A 17,331-nucleotide genomic window follows, 5' to 3' on the forward strand; every position below is an offset into this window, starting at 1 on the left:
GACATGAGTAACCAGGAATTTCATCAGCGTAGACTCTCTGCCACCCCGCGCGGCGTAGGCGTAATGTGTGATTTCTTTGCCCGCACGGCGGAGAATGCCACGCTTACCGACGTGGAAGGCAACGACTATATTGATTTCGCCGCCGGGATCGCGGTACTGAATACCGGCCATCGTCATCCTGAACTGGTGGCCGCAGTGGAAAAACAGCTTCACCAGTTCACCCACACGGCCTACCAGATTGTGCCGTATGAAAGCTACGTTTCATTAGCCGAAAAACTTAACGAGCTGGCTCCGGTGCAGAGCCCGGCCAAAACGGCATTCTTCACAACGGGCGCAGAAGCGGTGGAAAATGCCATTAAAATCGCCCGGGCCCACACCGGCAGACCGGGCGTGATTGCCTTCGGAGGAGGCTTTCACGGTCGAACCTATATGACCATGGCATTAACCGGCAAGGTCGCGCCTTATAAGCTGGGATTTGGCCCCTTCCCGGGGTCGGTTTATCACGTGCCCTATCCCTCGGAGCTGCACGGCATCACGACGCAGGATGCCATCACGGCGATAGAACGTCTGTTCAAAGCAGACATTGAGGCGAAACAGGTAGCGGCGATTATTTTTGAACCCATTCAGGGTGAAGGCGGCTTCAACGTCGCCCCGCCAGAGCTGGTGGCCGCCATCCGCCGTATCTGTGATGAACACGGGATCGTCATGATTGCCGACGAAGTACAGAGCGGCTTCGCCCGTACGGGGAAACTGTTTGCCATGGAACACTACGCCGACAAGCCCGACCTGATGACGATGGCGAAAAGCCTGGCAGGCGGAATGCCGCTGTCCGGCGTGGTGGGCCGCGCCGAAATCATGGACGCGCCGGCGCCCGGCGGTCTGGGGGGGACCTATGCAGGCAACCCACTGGCGGTGGCCGCCGCGCACGCGGTGCTGAATATTATCGACAACGAGTCACTGTGCGCCCGCGCCCGGCATCTGGGCGATCGACTGAAAGCCACCCTGGAAGAGATTCAGGGCACCTTCCCTGCGCTCGTGGCGATAAGGGGAAGAGGATCGATGATTGCGGCGGAGTTTTTTGATCCCGAGAGCCGTGCACCTTCGGCCGCCATCGCGCAGGCGATCCAGCAAAAAGCTCTCGCCCAGGGCCTGCTGTTATTGATCTGCGGCCAGTACGGCAACGTGATCCGCTTCCTTTATCCGCTGACCATTCCGGATGCCCAGTTCACCCAGGCGCTGGCGATCTTGCAACAGGTTATGCGTGATAAGACCTAAGTAACCACCGAAAACCGTCTCCCGGCATTCCGGAGACGGTTTCAACGGCGGAGATCGGCTTAGATTTCCTCCGTGTGGGAAATGCTGGGGAATTTGGTCTGTTTCATTGTATGCTCCCTGAAACACATCCCTGGCAAGAGGAAATAAGAATTGCAAAAAACATCCGCCTATCAGTCACTTGTGAAAACCTTCCAGCGTATCTCCCGCTTCTCGCACCTCTCCTCCATCGCCAGTTGGGACATGTTCACCATGATGCCGCCCGGCGGCAGCGCCGCGCGCGGTGAAGCGCTGGCGGAGATGAGCGTCCTGCAACATCAGATCCTGACCGACAAAAAAGTGGGTGAATGGCTGGCTGCAGCGGCAGGTGAAGATTTGAATGACGTCGAACAGGCCAACCTGCGTGAAATGACGCGTCAATATCAGCAGGCCTCGCTGCTGCCGGAATCGCTGGTGGAAGCCAAATCGCTGGCGGGCAGCAAATGTGAGCACGCCTGGCGTACCCAGCGTCCGGCCAATGACTGGCAAGGCTTTTCCGCCAATCTGAAAGAGGTGGTAAAACTCAGCCGTGAAGAGGCGTGTCTGCGCGCGGAGGCAAAAGGTTGCTCACCTTACGATGCGCTGCTGGATATTTTTGAGCCAGACATGACCAGCGCGCGTCTGGACGTGCTCTTTGCCGACATGAAGTCGTGGCTGCCGGATCTGCTGGCAAACGTGGTCGACAAGCAGGCCAGGCAGACCTTCGTTCCGCCTCAGGGCCCTTTCCCGACGGCAACGCAGCGTGAGCTGGGGCTGGAAGCCATGAAGATGCTCGGCTTCGATTTCAACGGCGGTCGTCTGGACGTGAGCGCGCACCCGTTCTGCGGCGGCGTGCCGGAAGATGTGCGCATTACCACGCGGTATGACGAAGATGAACTCCTCAGCGCCTTGTTTGGCGTGATCCACGAAACCGGACACGCGCGCTACGAACAGAACCTGCCGCGCGCGTGGGCCGGTCAGCCCGTTGCCCTGGCGCGTTCAACGGCAATCCACGAATCCCAGAGTCTGTTCTTTGAGATGCAGCTTGGCCGCAGCGAGGCGTTCCTGAAACATCTCCTCCCTGCCGTTCATGCCCGTTTTGGCAGCCAGGCGGCGTTTAGCGAAGAGAACTTTATCGCCTGGAACCAGCGCGTGAAGCCGGGCTATATCCGCGTCGATGCCGACGAAGTGAGCTACCCGGCACACGTGGTGCTGCGCTATGAGATTGAGCGGGCGCTGATCAATGGCGATATCGAGGTGGAGGACATCCCGGCCCTGTGGGATGAGAAAATGCAGGCGTGGCTCGGGTTATCCACCAAAGACAACTACCGCAACGGCTGTATGCAGGATATCCACTGGACCGACGGCGGATTCGGTTACTTCCCGTCTTATACGCTGGGGGCGATGTACGCCGCGCAGCTGTTCCATGCCGCGAAAACGGCGCTGCCAGGTCTGCAGGCCTCTATCGCTGACGGGGATCTGTCGGCCCTGTTTGACTGGCTGCGCCAGAACGTCTGGCAACACGGCAGCCGGTTTACCACATCACAGCTGATCACCCAGGCGACGGGAGAAGATCTGAATATCCGCTACTTCCGTGAACACCTGACCTCGCGTTACCTGTAATGACCCACGCCGGGGAAAGCCCCCGGCGTTGTACAAACGGTTACACGCCGATACCAATCACTCACGGAAACCCCGAATTTACAGGGATATAGTTATTTCAACGGCCCCGCAGTGGGGTTAAATGAAAAACCAAATTCGAGGGTATGAACATGAATAAAGTATTAGCTCTGGTTGTTGCCGCTGCTATGGGTCTGTCTTCTGCTGCGTTCGCTGCTGAGACTACTGCAACTGCTCCAGCTGCCGCTGCACCTGCTGCAACCACCGCTGCACCGGCAAAAACGGTACACCACAAGAAACATCACAAAGCCGCTAAACCTGCTGCTGAGCAAAAAGCGCAGGCGGCTAAAAAGCACCACAAAAAAGCCGTAAAACAAGACGCCGCTAAACCTGCTGTTGAGCAGAAAGCACAGGCCGCCAAAAAGCACCACAAAAAAGCGACTAAACCCGCTGTAGAGCAGAAAGCTCAGGCCGCTAAAAAGCATCACAAAAAAGCAGTAAAACACGAAGCTGCTAAACCAGCTGCTCAGCCAGCTGCGTAAGAGTACAAGCTAAACCGTGCCCTTCGGGGCACGTTGGTAAACCGGCGCTGAACCTTTCAATACAGCGCCGTTTTTTTATCCGGAGGGCGTATGCTGCGACGCTATCGGTTTGAGTTGATCCTTATTCTGCTTATTTTATGCGCGCTCATCGCAAGCCAGTTTTATCTTTCCTGATCGTAGCACGCTGATTTTACTCCCACTTTAGCGCTGTCCCGTCTATAGTATTTTCATAGGGTTCACTTTTAATAATCATAATTACCCCACCAGAGTGTGATATGCGTAAATCTGTTGTGTTATTACTGGGAACGTTTGCTCTTTTTTCTGGATTCGCGCATGCGGATGATGGTGATGATGACACCATTAGCGCGAAAGAGCTTAAAACGCTGTTTTTCGGTCATGATGATCGTACGCGTGTCGCCGATCCTACCCAGGCCCCGTGGGATGCCATCGGGCAACTGGAAACCGCCAGCGGTAACTTATGCACCGCCACGTTGATTACCCCTCAGCTTGCCCTGACCGCAGGCCATTGCCTGTTGACGCCGCCGGACGGCAAACCCGACAAAGCCGTGGTACTGCGATTTGTGTCTCAGAAAGGGATGTGGCGCTATGAAATTCACGGGATTGAAGGCCGGGTTGACCCTTCGCTGGGTAAGCGCCTGAAACCGGACGGCGACGGCTGGATAGTCCCGCCCGCTGCGGCCTCCTGGGATTTCGGTCTCATCATTTTGCGCTACCCGCCTTCTGGTATCACTCCTCTGCCCCTGTTTGATGGCGATAAAGCCGCGCTGACCGCCGCGCTGAAAGCCGTCGATCGCAAGGTGACGCAATCCGGTTATCCGGTCGATCATCTGGATACGCTGTATACCCACACCGACTGCATTGTGACCGGCTGGGCGCAAAACAGCGTGCTCTCTCACCAGTGCGATACGTTACCGGGCGACAGCGGCTCACCGCTGATGCTGAAAACGGATAACGGCTGGCAGTTGATTGGCGTGCAGAGTTCGGCCCCGGCGGCCAAAGACAGATGGCGCGCGGATAACCGTGCTCTCTCGGTGACCGGTTTTCGCGACAAGCTGGAAGCGCTGGCACAATAACAGGCCAGCGCCGCCTCGCCTGACGTCATCAGGCGAGTTTTATCATAATCATACCGGCCAGCAGCAATACCAGGCCGATCCAGCCTTTATTATTTAACCGTTGGCCGAAGAGCACCCACCCTGCTGCCAGGGTCGCGGCAATACCAAACCCGCCCCACAGGGCATAGGCTACAGACAGATCGATACCTTTGACCGCCTGAGACAGGGCGCTAAACGCCCCCAGCACAGCGGCAATCGACATCAGACCGTAAACTTTACGGCGAAAACCATCAGAGAATTTCAGAAACACGTTCGCCAGAATTTCCAGAACAATGGCGAACCCCAACCAGGCCGCGTGGATCCATTCAAACTGCTGCATGGGTCTGCTCCTTCTGCGGTTTTGTCGGTTTACGTGTACCCGATTTAATCAGCACAATCCCGACTACCAGCGTCGTCAATCCGGCGATCTTCATTGTTGATAAGGTTTCGTCAAATAACAAAACGCTGAACAGCGTAATCAACAAAATACCGATACCTTCCCAGAGGGCATAAGCCACTCCCAGCGCGATTTTCTTCACCGCAAACGAGAGGAAAATATAGGAAAGCGAAATCATCACCAGCATTAAAATAAAACCGGTATTGCCATCGCTGACGCTTGCCCATTTCATAGACAGCGTGCCGGTAATTTCAGCGAGAATAGCCAGGGCTAATAAAATCCAGTAAAACATGTTTTTCTCCTGCTTGAGAATATAATCCATCGCGGCTCGCTGCGAACAGCAAACCCAAAAAAGGAAATTAAATCAGATAGCTAAGCGCATGGCGCCAGCTCAGGCAGAAGACGTGACTATAGCGCGTTGCGCCAGTGTTGCTCACCGGACAGAAGGAAGAAAGAGGTGGAGAATACAGCAGTATGGTTTGAAGAATACGTCCTGAACAAATTGTCCATAAAATTACAATTATCCGCGGTGTTGCTTCTCGTCTTTGCGGATCAAAATTGTCCTCGGTAGTTAAACACGCTAAATTTGTACCATAAGCCAGGATTTTACTCAAAGTCTTTTCAATTCTTTACCGAGGCCGTTTGATTTTGGTTAGTTTATTAAACGCCTTTCGCCTTTATTATAAATAAAAAAATACGCAGGAATTGCCATGGCTAAACCCATCATTACCCTGAACGGCCTCAAGATTGTGATCATGCTCGGTATGCTGGTGATCATCCTGACGGGCGTTCGTTTTGCCGCCGATATTATCGTGCCTTTTATTCTGGCGCTGTTTATTGCAGTGATCCTTAACCCGCTGGTTCAGCGCATGGTGCGGATACGCATACCGCGCGTGCTGGCGATCACCCTGCTCATCAGCATCATTATTATCGCGATGGTGCTGCTGGTCGCTTATCTGGGCACATCCCTGAATGAACTGGCGCGCACGCTGCCGAAATACCGCTCGTCGCTGGTGATACCGCTGTTGCAGATTGAACCCTGGCTGCAGCGCGCGGGCATTGAGGTCTCCGTTGAGGAACTGCTGAAGTATATCGATCCCAACGCAGCCATGACCCTCGTCACCAGCCTGCTGGCGCAGCTCTCCAACGCCATGACCTCTATTTTCCTGCTGTTTTTAACCGTGGTGTTTATGCTGCTGGAGGTGCCGCAACTGCCTGCCAAACTACAGCATATAATGGTTCGGCCGGTGGAAGGCATGGGCGCGATTCAGCGTGCACTGGACAGTGTTTCCCGCTATCTGGTGCTGAAAACGGCGATCAGTCTCGTCACCGGGTGTGTTGTCTGGGGCATGCTGGTTGCGCTGGATGTGCGGTTTGCGTTCGTCTGGGGACTGCTCGCCTTTGCGCTTAACTATATTCCCAACATCGGTTCCGTGCTGGCGGCCATCCCGCCTATTCTGCAGGTGCTGGTTTTCAGCGGTTTGTATGATGCCCTGATTCTGCTGGCCGGTTATCTGGTGATTAACCTGGTCTTCGGAAACATTCTTGAACCGCGCATGATGGGACGCGGGCTCGGGCTTTCGACCCTGGTGGTGTTTTTATCCCTGATATTCTGGGGTTGGCTGCTCGGCCCCGTTGGCATGCTGCTCTCCGTTCCGCTGACCATCATCGTCAAGATTGCGCTTGAGCAGACGGCGGGCGGGCAAAGTATCGCCGTACTGCTGAGCGATATGAGTCACAGAGGCTGAGCAACCGTTAGTTTACCTACTCGCGCCAGCCCATTGCTGGCGCCACATGTTTGAGGATCGACTCAATCACATGCGCGTTGTAGTCCACACCAAGCTGATTCGGTACGGTCAGTAACAGGGTATCCGCTTCGGCTATCGCGTCGTCCTGCTTCAATTGTTCAACCAGCTTGTCGGGCTCTGCCGCATAGCTGCGCCCGAAAATCGCCCGCGTTTTTTCATCCAGATAGCCCACGCTATCGCTGTCGTTGCGGCTGGCCCCGAAATACATCCGGTCACGATCGTCCATCAGGGCAAAGATACTGCGGCTCACCGACACGCGCGGCTGACGGGTATGGCCCGCCTCAGCCCAGGCCTGACGATACGCGCGGATCTGTTTTGCCTGCTGAATATGGAACGGCTCGCCGGTTTCATCGTCTTTCAGCGTTGAGCTTTGCAGGTTCATGCCCAGTTTTGCGGCCCAGACCGCCGTTGCATTTGAACCGGCACCCCACCAGATGCGGTCGCGTAAACCTTCGGAATGAGGCTCCAGGCGCAGCAGACCCGGCGGGTTCGGGAACATCGGTTGCGGGTTTGGTTTCGCAAACCCTTCTCCGCGCAGCACCTCAAGCAGCACCTCGGTATGACGACGCGCCATATCCGATTCGTTTTCCCCTTCCTGCGGGACATAGCCAAAGTGACGCCAGCCATCAATCACCTGCTCCGGCGAGCCGCGGCTAATTCCCAGCTGCAAACGCCCGCCAGAGATCAGATCCGCCGCCCCGGCATCCTCCGCCATGTACATTGGGTTTTCATACCGCATGTCGATCACGCCGGTACCGATTTCGATGGTTTTGGTTTTTGCGCCTATCGCCGCCAGCAAGGGGAACGGCGAGCTGAGCTGCCGGGCAAAGTGGTGCACTCGGAAATAAGCGCCATCGGCACCCAGCTCTTCAGCGGCCACGGCCAGGTCGATGGACTGCAGCAGCGTGTCCGCTGCGGTTCGGGTACCGGACTGTGGCGACGGCGTCCAGTGACCAAATGATAAAAATCCGATCTTTTTCATAAGGGGTAATCCTGAGAATGTGTTGCGTTTCTTCTACTCTACGCATTACCGGGCAACAATAAATGCCGTTTATTTAACGGAAAGCGTCAAATAAATTGACTGACCTGAGCAGATCGCTAATGCGTTCCATAATGGGATATAATTTCGCTCACTCTTTTCCTGGCAGGTAAAACCGGCAATGGCTCTGATCCCTAAAAACTACGCGCGGCTGGAAAGCGGCTACCGTGAAAAAGCATTAAAAATTTATCCATGGGTCTGTGGGCGCTGCTCACGGGAATTTGTCTATTCCAACCTTCGGGAACTGACGGTTCACCATATCGATCACGACCATACCAATAACCCGGAAGATGGCAGTAACTGGGAGCTGTTATGCCTGTTTTGCCACGATCATGAACACTCGAAGTACACCGAAGCGGATCAGTACGGCACCACCGTTGTCGCGGGAGAAGACGCGCAAAAAGATGTGGGTGTGGCCACTTTTAATCCGTTTGCTGATTTGAAAGCGATGATGAACAAGAAGAAATAATCTTCCAGGAATTTTCTCGCTCCGGCCAGCTCTGTTCACCCGTATACATAGACGTACCAGGTAATGACATAGATGGCCGTAATGATTACCCCGGCTACGCCGAGGAAGATCGCATCTCTCACCTCCACACTAGAATGTCCAGGTGATGGCGGCGGTGACAGCGCCTTCGTTACGTCGCGATACGATCGGGCTGTTATTTGCATGCTCCCCAAGCCAGGTGTAGTCGGCACTCAGTACCGTGCCCCAATGGGTATCGAACTGATGACTCCATGTCAGGCTGCTGTCTATACCGTAGAATCCACCGGGCGCTGAATAACGGCTATAACCGGAGCGCTGACTCTGCTGCTGACTGACGCCATACCAGGTATTGAGGTAACGGCTGTCGCCAAACAGGGATGCAGACTGAAAAGCAATCGTGTCCTGACTGGTTTGTAGAGGAAGCAGCGTAACAGAGGCCTGGTAGTTTACCCCCTGACTGTCCGTTACAGGCAGGGTCGCTTTGCCTTCCACACTCAGCCAGGAAGTGATTTGCCAGCCGACCGCCAGCCCGGTATTCAGGCTGGTATCGATCTCTCCCATCCCTTTCAGATTATTTGCTCCCTCGCGCCAGCTGGCGTTTTCGTCCGCCCTCCCCAGGTCGTAACCCAGCGTATGTTCAAGGTACACGCCGCTGTCATTTTGCAGGTCATATCCAATGCCTTTCTGCGCATCAATAAAGAATGCACCTTTGCGCCCCTGTAAAACAGGAACCCCTTGCCATACCTGCTTGTCAGAGCCTGAATAACGAGGCGCATAGCGTCCTCCTGCCCCAATCGTCAAATAGTCGGAAGACGTTTGTGCCTCATCGGCGTGTACGCCGGATGCTGCCGTCATCAGAAACGGAACGGTCATATACAGGGCTTTTTTTCTCGCTATCATACTGGTCTCCACTTTTACGTTGTGCGCAGTATGATTTGGCTAAATCAATGAATAGTCGGGATAGTGTTAAGAAACGGTCAAGGTGAACAGATGTTGTCCAGAAGAGTGCTGATTATTGAAGATGATGCCGATGCGGCTGGCGTACTTGAAGCTTATTTACGCCGTGAAAATTACGATGTGACCGTCACGGGGGACGGGCTGGCCGGGCTGGAGATGGCGCAACGCTGGAAACCCGATCTTGTCTTGCTGGATGTCATGCTTCCCGGACTCAACGGAACTGAGGTGCTGGCCAGCCTGCGTCGCAAAAGCGATGTGCCCGTTATCATGGTGACGGCTATGGGCGATACGCCCGATCGCATCGGCGCGTTGAGATACGGGGCTGATGACTATGTCGTTAAACCCTATCATCCGGGTGAAGTCGTGGCACGGGTGCAGGCGGTGCTGCGCCGGAGCAATAAAAACACGCGCGAAGAAGAGATCCTTCGCTGGCAGACGCTGGAGGTGGATGTCACGGCCATTGTGGCGAGCATCATCAATGATGACAATACGCCGCGGGTTCTGGATCTGACCCCAACGGAATTTTCGCTACTGACCACGCTGATGCGTTCACCTTCGCGTCCTTTTTCCCGTCAATATTTACTGGAGCACTGTTTGCCGGAAAGCGAGGCCCTGGAGCGGGTGGTGGATACCCATATTTATAACCTGCGTAAAAAACTCGAAGCCGCGGGTCTTTCCGGCGTGCTGGTTAACGTTCGCGGCGTGGGTTACAGGTTCAGACAGCCATGATAAAGACCCGTCATTCCTCCCTCTGGCGCTGGATTTGCGCGCGCATCCTGGCGCTGGCGATTGGCAGCGTGATCGTTATAGCAGCCTGTATGTGGCTGCGTTACGCCGTGCAGAACTACTGGATAATGGGCAAAATGCCCGCAGCGGTCCGGCAGGAGTTTCTCACGCTCAGCCAGAATCCGCAGTCAAACCCGGCCCGCTTTCACGATATTGTAGACAGCTGGTGGGGGCTCAGTTATTCCACCCCATCTATCGCCTCGGCTGACTGGGTCACCGTGGCTCTGCTGGTGCTGGTGATGATCCCCTTCATTGTGGTAATGGGACTTAAGCACGCGCGCCCTCTGGCGCTGCAGTTCAGCTGTCTTCGTGATGCGGCCAAAGATGTGGCCGATGGACAGTTTGGCCGACAGGCAGAGCTGGTGAGAGATGCGCCCGCAGAAATGATCAGTTTTGCGGCTGACTTTAATACCATGACCGGACAACTGGCTCGCTATGAAAAGGAGCTTCGCGCCTCGCACGTTGCCATGGCACATGAGCTGCGCTCTCCCCTGACGGCAGCCATTGGACGTTTGCAGGGTATGATGGACGGCGTGTTTGACGCCACCCCGGAGCAGTTGGGGATGGTGATGAAACAGCTCCAGCACCTCAACCGGCTGACCGATGAATTGCACCTTCTCTCTTTGGCTGATGCGGGAAATCTTGTGCTTGAAGACAGGCCATTCCGTCTGGATGAGCTGATTCAGGAGCGGGCAGACTGGATAACCCCGCAGGCCGATGCGCATAATTTTGCGATAACGTTGCGTAACCCGCGCGCATGCTCCTTCAGAGGCGATGCGTTCCGTATGGGACAGGTATTTACGATCCTCATGGAGAATTCACTCCGCTACGGACGCGAGGGAGGCCATCTGGAGGTGGCCCTGCATTATGCCCAGGGGCAGTACACCCTCGAATTCGCCGATGACGGTCCGGGTGTATCAAATCACTTTTTACCGGACATGTTTAAGCGATTTAGCCGCGAGGAACAATCACGCGCCCGGCACTCCGGTGGCAGCGGCCTCGGTTTATCAATTGCGCAGGCGATTTGTCAGGCGCATGGGGGAAGTATTAGCGCGTCATTACCAGAAACCGGAGGGCTTCTGGTGCGCATCCAACTGCCCTGGCGCGCTTGTGACGAGGAAAATTCCCGCTCTTGATAAACCCTTGACACAACATCGAATCTTTCTCGATGAACAGCCGATTAAATAACGCCATCCCTTTTCTGGAGCGGCGTTATGTCAGACGAATTCATTCTCTCCCTCCGCCACAGCCTGCATCATGTATACAGCGTGGCGCGCACCCTTTCCTGGCTACACTTTATTCCCCTGGTGATACTTGCCCTGGCTATCTTCCCGCTAACCGGTTGCGGCGATAAACACGAAAACACGCCGCCCCCCGTGCGGGCGGTACGCTACAGTGTGGTGGGTTCAGCGAAAACGCTGCCAGCACTGGAAAGAACCGGTGAGATCCATGCCCATGATGAGACGACGCTGAGTTTCCGTACCGGGGGCAGGATCCTCACGCGCGTCGTCGATATTGGCGATCGGGTTACCGCCGGGCAACTGCTGGCGACCCTCGACAATACCACCGGACAAAATCAGCTCGACGCGGCCACCGCTGACTATGAGGGTGCCAAAGCCTCAGCGCAGATTGCCGCGCTCAACGTCAACAGAATGCAAACGCTGATGTCCACCGGCGCTATAGCCCGCACACAACTCGACACAGCCCGTGCAGACTGGCTTGTCGCCAGCGCGCGTCTGAAAAGTAGCGAGGCGGCACTGCGCAACGCCCGGGAAAGCCTGGGCTGGACCCGCCTTCTCTCGCCGAAGGAAGGCATCATTACCGCGGTCAGCGCCTCTGCGGGCCAGATTGTCAGCGCAGGCCAGTCGGTGCTGACGCTGGCGACCGGTGAAGCCCGCGATGTGGTGTTTGATGTTGCCGCGCCTGATGAGATCCCCTCACCAGATAAGGCTGATTTCCGCGTCGCCTTGCTCAGCGACCCGACGGTCAATGCTTCAGCTCTGTTACGCGATATCACGCCTCAGGCCGATCCCCTGACCCGTACCTGGCGGGTCAGAGCCACCCTGAACAACTCGCCCGCCGCCATGGCACTGGGTGCCAGCGTCACCGTAACCCTGCCCTCCAGTGCCGCGTGCGGTTACGTCCTTCCTGCGTCGGCACTGAGTCGTTACGCAGACAAGCCCGCTGTGTTTGTAATCAACCGGCAATCTCAGGCGCAACTGCGCGTGGTTGTGCCTGCACGTTACACGGCCTCCTCCGTCATCATCGCCTCCGGTCTTGCGCACGGTGACAGGGTGATTACGGCTGGCGTGAGCAAATTACGCTCAGGAGAACAGGTGATTGCCGGGGAGGAGCAGCCATGAACATGAGAAGCACAAAAGAGACATTTAACCTCTCCGCCTGGGCGCTTAAAAATCAGCAGATGGTCAGTTTCTTTATGCTGCTGGTGATGGCGATGGGCGTGTTCTGTTACGAGCGCCTGCCGCGCAACGAAGATCCGGCGTTTACCATCAAAACGGCCGTGGTCTCCGCGCAGTGGCCGGGGGCATCGGTAGCGGACACGACTCGTCTGCTGACGGATACGCTTGAGAAAAAGTTACAGGAGATCCCCTGGCTTGATTATATCGAAAGCGAAACCCGGGCAGGACGCACCGTTATTCATATCAACCTGCGCGATGATACGCCGCCGCAAACGGTGCCGGATATCTGGTACCAGGTGCGGAAGAAAATGCAGGATATCGCTCCGTCTCTGCCAGAAGGCGCTCAGGGCCCTGATGTCAATGACGAATTTGACGACACGTTCGGCACAATTTATGGCTTCATCCCCGAAGGCTATACCCTGCGGGAGGTTCGGGATCGGGTGGAGACACTGCGTCGGGAGCTGATGTCCCTGCCGGATATCGGCAAAACCACCCTGCTGGGTGAACAGCAGGAACAGATGGTTCTGGCCTTTTCCCCGGCCCGTCTGGCGGGGATGGGTCTGGATATTCAGCAGGTGGCGGAGGCGCTCAGGGCACAGAATGCAGTCGTCCCGGCGGGCATCATACGCACGGGGCAGGAGAACATCGCACTCCACGTCAGCGGTGCGCTCACCTCAGAGGAGAGTTTACGCGCGGTCACGCTGCATATTAACAATCGTTATATCCCCCTGACTGACATTGCCACCCTCACCCGGAAAAGCGCCGAACCGCCCTCACCGGCGTTCCGGGTTAACGGAAAACCGGCTATCGGGCTGGCGATTTCAATGGCGCCGACAGGCAATATGCTGCGCTTTGGCGCCGCGTTGAATCAAAGAGTGGCCGCCCTCAGCGCCGGGCTGCCGCACGGTATCGAGATGGTGAAGGTCGCCGATCAATCCGCGGTAGTCAGCGACGCGGTGAGTGGTTTTATCAGGGTTCTTATTGAAGCGGTGGTTATCGTCCTGGCCGTTTCATTTGTCTCTCTGGGGCTACGGGCGGGGCTGGTTGTGGCTGCGGCAATCCCGTTGGTTCTGGCCATGACCTTCGCCGGAATGATGCTGGCCGGGATTGGCCTGCAGCGCATCTCGCTCGGGGCACTGATTATTGCGCTGGGTCTGCTGGTGGATGACGCCATGATCACCGTGGAAACCATGGTTTCTCGTCTGGAGGCTGGCGATTCCCGTCGGCAAGCGGCAACCCGGGCGTTCACAACGACGGCATTCCCGATGCTCACCGGCACACTGGTGATGATCGCCGGATTTATTCCGGTCGGCTTTGCGGCATCCAGCGCGGGTGAATACTGCTTTTCTCTGTTTGCGGTCGTGCTGATTGCCCTGCTGTGTTCATGGGTGGTCGCGATCCTGTTTTCACCGCTGACCGGAACATGGCTGCTGCCGGAGAACGTCAGGCATCATGCCTCCGGCCCGGGGCGGCTCGCACGCGGGTATCACTGGCTGCTGCGTAAGGTATTGCGCCACCGACTCACCACCGTGCTTTGTGCCCTTGCCGCACTGGGTTTGTCCCTGTACGGGACGACGTTTATGCAAGGCGAGTTTTTTCCCGCTTCCGACAGACCAGAGCTGCTGGTGAGCCTGACGCTTCCGGCCAACGCCTCACAGCCGGAAACGCAAAGAGAGGCCGAAAAGCTGGAGAAGGCGCTGGCAGGCAATAGCAATATCGATCATTACTCAACATACGTGGGATCGGGCGCCATCCGTTTTTATCTGCCAATGGATGTGCTGCTGGAGAATGAAAACAGTGCCCAGTTGGTGGTGGTCGCGAAAAACCTCGCCGCCCGCGACCGTCTGCACGCACAGCTGAACAAGATACTGGCGACGCAATTTAGCGACATCATCACACGCGTATCGCCCCTGGAGCTCGGCCCCCCGGTCGGCTGGCCAATCAAATACCGGGTTAGCGGGCCGGACTATGTGAAGGTTCGGGCGCTGGCGAATCACCTGACGGAAGTGATTGGCCAGTCACCGCTCTCACGTGAAGTCAACCAGACCGCCGGTGAACCGGAGAGAGTGATTACCCTTGAGGTGAATCAGACGGCGGCCCGGGCTGCGGGCGTGTCGTCAGAAAGTCTGGCCCGGACGCTGAATACGGTCTGGTCCGGCAGCGTCGTGACCTCAATACGGGATAATGACCGGCTGGTGGATGTGGTGCTCCGCGCCAGAGACAGTGAACGTCTTAATCTGGCCACACTGTCGTCACTGACCGTTGAGGGGAACGATGGCAAAAAAATTCCGCTCAGTGCTGTCGCAACGCCGGTCTGGGGTGTGGACGATCCGGTTGTCTGGCGTCGTCAGCGCCTGCCGTTTATCACCGTGCAAACTGACCTTGCGCCGGGGCTCAGAGCCGAGGTCGTCTCCGCCGCGCTGCGCCCGGCAGTGGATAAACTGCGTGCCCGTTTGCCTGCGGGCTACAGTATTGAGGAAGGCGGCGCGGTTGCGGAGTCTGATAAAGGAAACCGCTCTGTCTTTACCGTTCTTCCGGTGACGCTGGTCATTATGTTGTTATTGCTGATGCTTCAGCTACGACGCTATTCCCGGATGTTTCTGGCCCTGTTCATGGCCCCGTTTGGCTTACCGGGCATCGTTCTGGCGATGCTGCCGGGTGGAACACCGATGGGGTTCGTCGCCCTGCTGGGCGTGATCGCGCTGGCGGGCATGATCATTCGTAACGCGGTGATCCTGATCGGCGAAGCTGACAGCAATCTGGCTCAGGGGATGACGAACGATGCCGCCATTATCGCAGCCGCAGAGCACCGGGCCAGACCTATCTGTCTGACCGCCTGTGCCGCCATTCTGGGCATGATCCCCATCTCGCACCAGGTATTCTGGGGACCTATGGCGTATGCCATTATCGGGGGGTTGCTGGTCGCGACGCTGGTCACACTCACGGTACTGCCCGCGTCGTTCAGTCTGTTATTACAGTGGGGGGACGGTTTACGCAACCGGCACAGCGTATAAAACACGGTCTGTGCTGAAAGCGAAATTGTCCCCCGATCCGTTACGCGGCCGTCAGCGCAAAATGGGTTCTCAGGACCTCAGCAATATCCTCTTCCGCCAGTTGCTGTGTCTTTGTGCCATTTGCGGTGATGGTCTTCAGCATATTGCCCAGCAGGATCTGGCGTCCTCCTTCGTTGCCAGGAGGCCGAAGGTCTGATCAATGCGCTGTCAGAGCGTCGATGCGTTAATGGTTAGTCACTGGCTGGATCGTCTCTGAATGCCGCATGGTGGCATTCAGAAATTGAAAACGGAAAGATCTTTAATATCGGCGTGTGGATTGGCGTTTTTTACCGCTATCAAAAAAGCAGAGAAATTATGATTGAACATCGTTACGTTCGGGTAAAACTGCACCTGTTTTTCCCTTCCGTTTTCAACATAGCTTACTGACCAGATCCGACGATTATTGACCATCGTCGATCCCGGCTTAATGTTTACTATCCTGGCCAGTTCAACCTGAGTGGTTCTATCCTTCTGAATTTCATAAAAATATCGCTCATCATAAAAATAAACCTTGCGGGAAAAACAATCAAAAAACCACGGGTTAGTGGATATTTTCTTCTTGCCCTGGGCATCTGAAACGATGCGTTTTGGCTGGCGAAATGACCTCACGCCATTCCTTATCACCAGATATAACCCAATAACCGGCAGAGCCATTAATAAAACGCTGATTGCTTCCCGCATATTCACCAATCCCGTTGATCACAGTCATGAGCGAGTATAACGGGTTCGTTCCTGAGAACAACATCCCCCCTGTCAGGGAATAATGCGTGCCGCCCTGAGCTGTGCGAACAGGCTGAAAAACATCTCGTCGGTGGCCCGCATGGAGGTGAATCCGGCCCGACGCAGCTTGCTGCCATCGCCAAACATATCGTAATCCCAGCTAAACACGAAGTCGGCAAACTGTCCGTCGTTCAGCTGCAAAATATCGCTTTCCACCAGCCCGCGAGCTGCGGCGAGTTCATGCCATACCGTGCGGTAGTCCGCAAACAACTGCTGAAATGAGAGCCGGACCGGGGGGGCAAACTCCAGTCCAAACCAGTGTGCAATGCGTGGCCACAGCTCGCTCCAGCGCCAGATGTCACCGTTATTCACATTGAATGCCTGGTTCTCTGCTACCGGCGACGTGGCGGCCCACACGGTCGCCTCTGCCAGCAATTCGCCGTCTGTATGATCAACAATGCTGTGCCAGGTCTGTTCGGCGCCGGGAAAACGCAGCGGTAAATTCAGCGCCTTACACAGCGATGCGTACAGCGCGATGCTCAGGGCAAGATTCATGGCGTTACCCGGCACCGTGCTGCCCACCACGCCCGGCCGGATGGCGCTCCAGTGCCACGCTTTTCCCCGTTGAAAATCGCTAAGCCACCTGAGCTGGGCCGCGTTAAACTCCGCGCCCGGTACGCCGGGATCGCTTTCACGTGCCGGGGTTTTGAACGGGCCAAGATGCGCGCCGTAGACTTTGTAGCCCTGCATCAGGCTGACCGTCTCAAGGGGCGCCGTGTTTTCGAGGTTACTGACCAGATGGCGCAGCATGGTGACGTTCGGTTCAACCATCTCTGTCCAGTTCGCGGCATTGACCCAGGCGCTGTAAAACACATGAGTGATCCCGCTGAGCGATGACAGTGCCCGCGCGCTATCCTGTGCATCCAGTAAATCAACATTAACCATCGCAATACCTTCAGGGTGAGATACCGCCTGGCGGCTCAGGCCAATAACCTCCCACTGATGGCGCAAAAGCGTTTTGACCAGCTGGTTGCCAACAATCCCGCTGGCGCCAGCGACCAGCGCGACCCTGTGTTGCTGCGTCTTATTCATGGTGTTTC

The 17,331-nt window shown here is 56.2% G+C and carries 16 protein-coding genes; 10 read left to right on the forward strand and 6 right to left on the reverse strand.

Going from position 1 to position 17,331, the window contains the following annotated elements:
- The first annotated feature begins 3 nt into the window (after positions 1-3).
- From puuE to APU11_RS18790, 4 genes are all read left to right on the forward strand, one after another.
- On the forward strand, positions 4-1,275 hold the full coding sequence (gene puuE / locus APU11_RS18775; protein WP_045902912.1) for a 4-aminobutyrate transaminase: 1,272 nt from the start codon (positions 4-6) through the stop codon (positions 1,273-1,275).
- Positions 1,276-1,425: 150 nt separating this feature from the next.
- Complete coding sequence (locus APU11_RS18780; RefSeq protein WP_058651535.1) at positions 1,426-2,913, forward strand: carboxypeptidase M32; 1,488 nt, start codon at positions 1,426-1,428, stop codon at positions 2,911-2,913.
- Between the two features lie 149 nt (positions 2,914-3,062).
- Positions 3,063-3,452, forward strand: coding sequence for an acid resistance repetitive basic protein Asr (asr, locus tag APU11_RS18785; protein ID WP_013096840.1), 390 nt, complete (start codon positions 3,063-3,065; stop codon positions 3,450-3,452).
- A gap of 275 nt (positions 3,453-3,727) precedes the next feature.
- On the forward strand, positions 3,728-4,546 hold the full coding sequence (locus APU11_RS18790; RefSeq protein WP_013096841.1) for a serine protease: 819 nt from the start codon (positions 3,728-3,730) through the stop codon (positions 4,544-4,546).
- A 28-nt stretch (positions 4,547-4,574) separates the two neighbouring features.
- On the opposite strand, the gene mdtI is transcribed toward APU11_RS18790, so the two are convergent.
- Positions 4,575-4,904, reverse strand: a complete 330-nt coding sequence (gene mdtI, locus APU11_RS18795; RefSeq protein WP_013096842.1) for a multidrug/spermidine efflux SMR transporter subunit MdtI — start codon at positions 4,902-4,904, stop codon at positions 4,575-4,577.
- Complete coding sequence (gene mdtJ, locus APU11_RS18800; RefSeq protein ID WP_029882799.1) at positions 4,891-5,253, reverse strand: multidrug/spermidine efflux SMR transporter subunit MdtJ; 363 nt, start codon at positions 5,251-5,253, stop codon at positions 4,891-4,893. Before mdtJ ends, mdtI begins: the two co-directional genes overlap by 14 nt.
- A gap of 418 nt (positions 5,254-5,671) precedes the next feature.
- Between mdtJ and APU11_RS18805 the strand changes: the two genes are divergently transcribed.
- Positions 5,672-6,709 (forward strand): AI-2E family transporter, encoded by a 1,038-nt coding sequence (locus APU11_RS18805; RefSeq protein WP_020688252.1) that lies wholly within the window; start codon positions 5,672-5,674, stop codon positions 6,707-6,709.
- Positions 6,710-6,725: 16 nt separating this feature from the next.
- Here the strand turns inward: APU11_RS18805 and APU11_RS18810 are convergent, their stop codons facing one another.
- Positions 6,726-7,751, reverse strand: coding sequence for an LLM class flavin-dependent oxidoreductase (locus tag APU11_RS18810; RefSeq protein ID WP_038419270.1), 1,026 nt, complete (start codon positions 7,749-7,751; stop codon positions 6,726-6,728).
- Between the two features lie 178 nt (positions 7,752-7,929).
- Between APU11_RS18810 and yajD the strand changes: the two genes are divergently transcribed.
- On the forward strand, positions 7,930-8,277 hold the full coding sequence (gene yajD, locus APU11_RS18815) for an HNH nuclease YajD (RefSeq protein WP_006808895.1): 348 nt from the start codon (positions 7,930-7,932) through the stop codon (positions 8,275-8,277).
- A gap of 129 nt (positions 8,278-8,406) precedes the next feature.
- On the opposite strand, the gene APU11_RS18820 is transcribed toward yajD, so the two are convergent.
- Entirely contained in the window at positions 8,407-9,195 is a 789-nt protein-coding gene (locus APU11_RS18820; protein ID WP_038419268.1) for a MipA/OmpV family protein, read from the reverse strand.
- 90 nt (positions 9,196-9,285) lie between these two features.
- Between APU11_RS18820 and APU11_RS18825 the strand changes: the two genes are divergently transcribed.
- The 4 genes from APU11_RS18825 (at position 9,286) to APU11_RS18840 (ending at position 15,472) form a co-directional block, all read left to right on the forward strand.
- Positions 9,286-9,981, forward strand: coding sequence for a response regulator (locus APU11_RS18825; RefSeq protein WP_038419267.1), 696 nt, complete (start codon positions 9,286-9,288; stop codon positions 9,979-9,981).
- A complete protein-coding gene (locus APU11_RS18830) occupies positions 9,978-11,174 on the forward strand; it encodes an ATP-binding protein (RefSeq protein WP_058651534.1) in 1,197 nt (398 codons plus the stop codon). The genes APU11_RS18825 and APU11_RS18830 overlap by 4 nt, the downstream gene beginning before the upstream one ends.
- Positions 11,175-11,252: 78 nt before the next feature.
- Entirely contained in the window at positions 11,253-12,401 is a 1,149-nt protein-coding gene (locus tag APU11_RS18835; protein ID WP_058651533.1) for an efflux RND transporter periplasmic adaptor subunit, read from the forward strand.
- The gene (locus APU11_RS18840; protein WP_058651532.1) at positions 12,398-15,472 is read left to right on the forward strand and encodes an efflux RND transporter permease subunit; all 3,075 of its coding nucleotides are present in this window, start codon (positions 12,398-12,400) and stop codon (positions 15,470-15,472) included. The genes APU11_RS18835 and APU11_RS18840 overlap by 4 nt, the downstream gene beginning before the upstream one ends.
- Positions 15,473-15,745: 273 nt before the next feature.
- Here APU11_RS18840 and APU11_RS18845 read toward each other — a convergent pair whose 3' ends face one another.
- Complete coding sequence (locus tag APU11_RS18845) at positions 15,746-16,192, reverse strand: hypothetical protein (RefSeq protein WP_045295893.1); 447 nt, start codon at positions 16,190-16,192, stop codon at positions 15,746-15,748.
- A gap of 72 nt (positions 16,193-16,264) precedes the next feature.
- Positions 16,265-17,323 (reverse strand): SDR family oxidoreductase, encoded by a 1,059-nt coding sequence (locus APU11_RS18850; RefSeq protein ID WP_060578692.1) that lies wholly within the window; start codon positions 17,321-17,323, stop codon positions 16,265-16,267.
- Between the last annotated feature and the right edge of the window lie 8 nt (positions 17,324-17,331).

This window comes from Enterobacter sp. 50793107, from assembly GCF_001463365.1.
GTDB classification, from domain to species: domain Bacteria; phylum Pseudomonadota; class Gammaproteobacteria; order Enterobacterales; family Enterobacteriaceae; genus Enterobacter; species Enterobacter cloacae.

Excerpts from the sequence above, each read along its gene's own strand:
- puuE (WP_045902912.1), top strand. The coding sequence starts at position 4 with ATGAGTAACCAGGAATTTCATCAGCGTAGACTCTCTGCCACCCCGCGC.
- asr (WP_013096840.1), top strand. The coding sequence starts at position 3,063 with ATGAATAAAGTATTAGCTCTGGTTGTTGCCGCTGCTATGGGTCTGTCT.
- APU11_RS18790 (WP_013096841.1), top strand. The coding sequence starts at position 3,728 with ATGCGTAAATCTGTTGTGTTATTACTGGGAACGTTTGCTCTTTTTTCT.
- mdtI (WP_013096842.1), bottom strand. The coding sequence starts at position 4,904 with ATGCAGCAGTTTGAATGGATCCACGCGGCCTGGTTGGGGTTCGCCATT.
- mdtJ (WP_029882799.1), bottom strand. The coding sequence starts at position 5,253 with ATGTTTTACTGGATTTTATTAGCCCTGGCTATTCTCGCTGAAATTACC.
- APU11_RS18805 (WP_020688252.1), top strand. The coding sequence starts at position 5,672 with ATGGCTAAACCCATCATTACCCTGAACGGCCTCAAGATTGTGATCATG.
- APU11_RS18810 (WP_038419270.1), bottom strand. The coding sequence starts at position 7,751 with ATGAAAAAGATCGGATTTTTATCATTTGGTCACTGGACGCCGTCGCCA.
- yajD (WP_006808895.1), top strand. The coding sequence starts at position 7,930 with ATGGCTCTGATCCCTAAAAACTACGCGCGGCTGGAAAGCGGCTACCGT.
- APU11_RS18820 (WP_038419268.1), bottom strand. The coding sequence starts at position 9,195 with ATGATAGCGAGAAAAAAAGCCCTGTATATGACCGTTCCGTTTCTGATG.
- APU11_RS18825 (WP_038419267.1), top strand. The coding sequence starts at position 9,286 with ATGTTGTCCAGAAGAGTGCTGATTATTGAAGATGATGCCGATGCGGCT.
- APU11_RS18830 (WP_058651534.1), top strand. The coding sequence starts at position 9,978 with ATGATAAAGACCCGTCATTCCTCCCTCTGGCGCTGGATTTGCGCGCGC.
- APU11_RS18835 (WP_058651533.1), top strand. The coding sequence starts at position 11,253 with ATGTCAGACGAATTCATTCTCTCCCTCCGCCACAGCCTGCATCATGTA.
- APU11_RS18840 (WP_058651532.1), top strand. The coding sequence starts at position 12,398 with ATGAACATGAGAAGCACAAAAGAGACATTTAACCTCTCCGCCTGGGCG.
- APU11_RS18845 (WP_045295893.1), bottom strand. The coding sequence starts at position 16,192 with ATGCGGGAAGCAATCAGCGTTTTATTAATGGCTCTGCCGGTTATTGGG.
- APU11_RS18850 (WP_060578692.1), bottom strand. The coding sequence starts at position 17,323 with ATGAATAAGACGCAGCAACACAGGGTCGCGCTGGTCGCTGGCGCCAGC.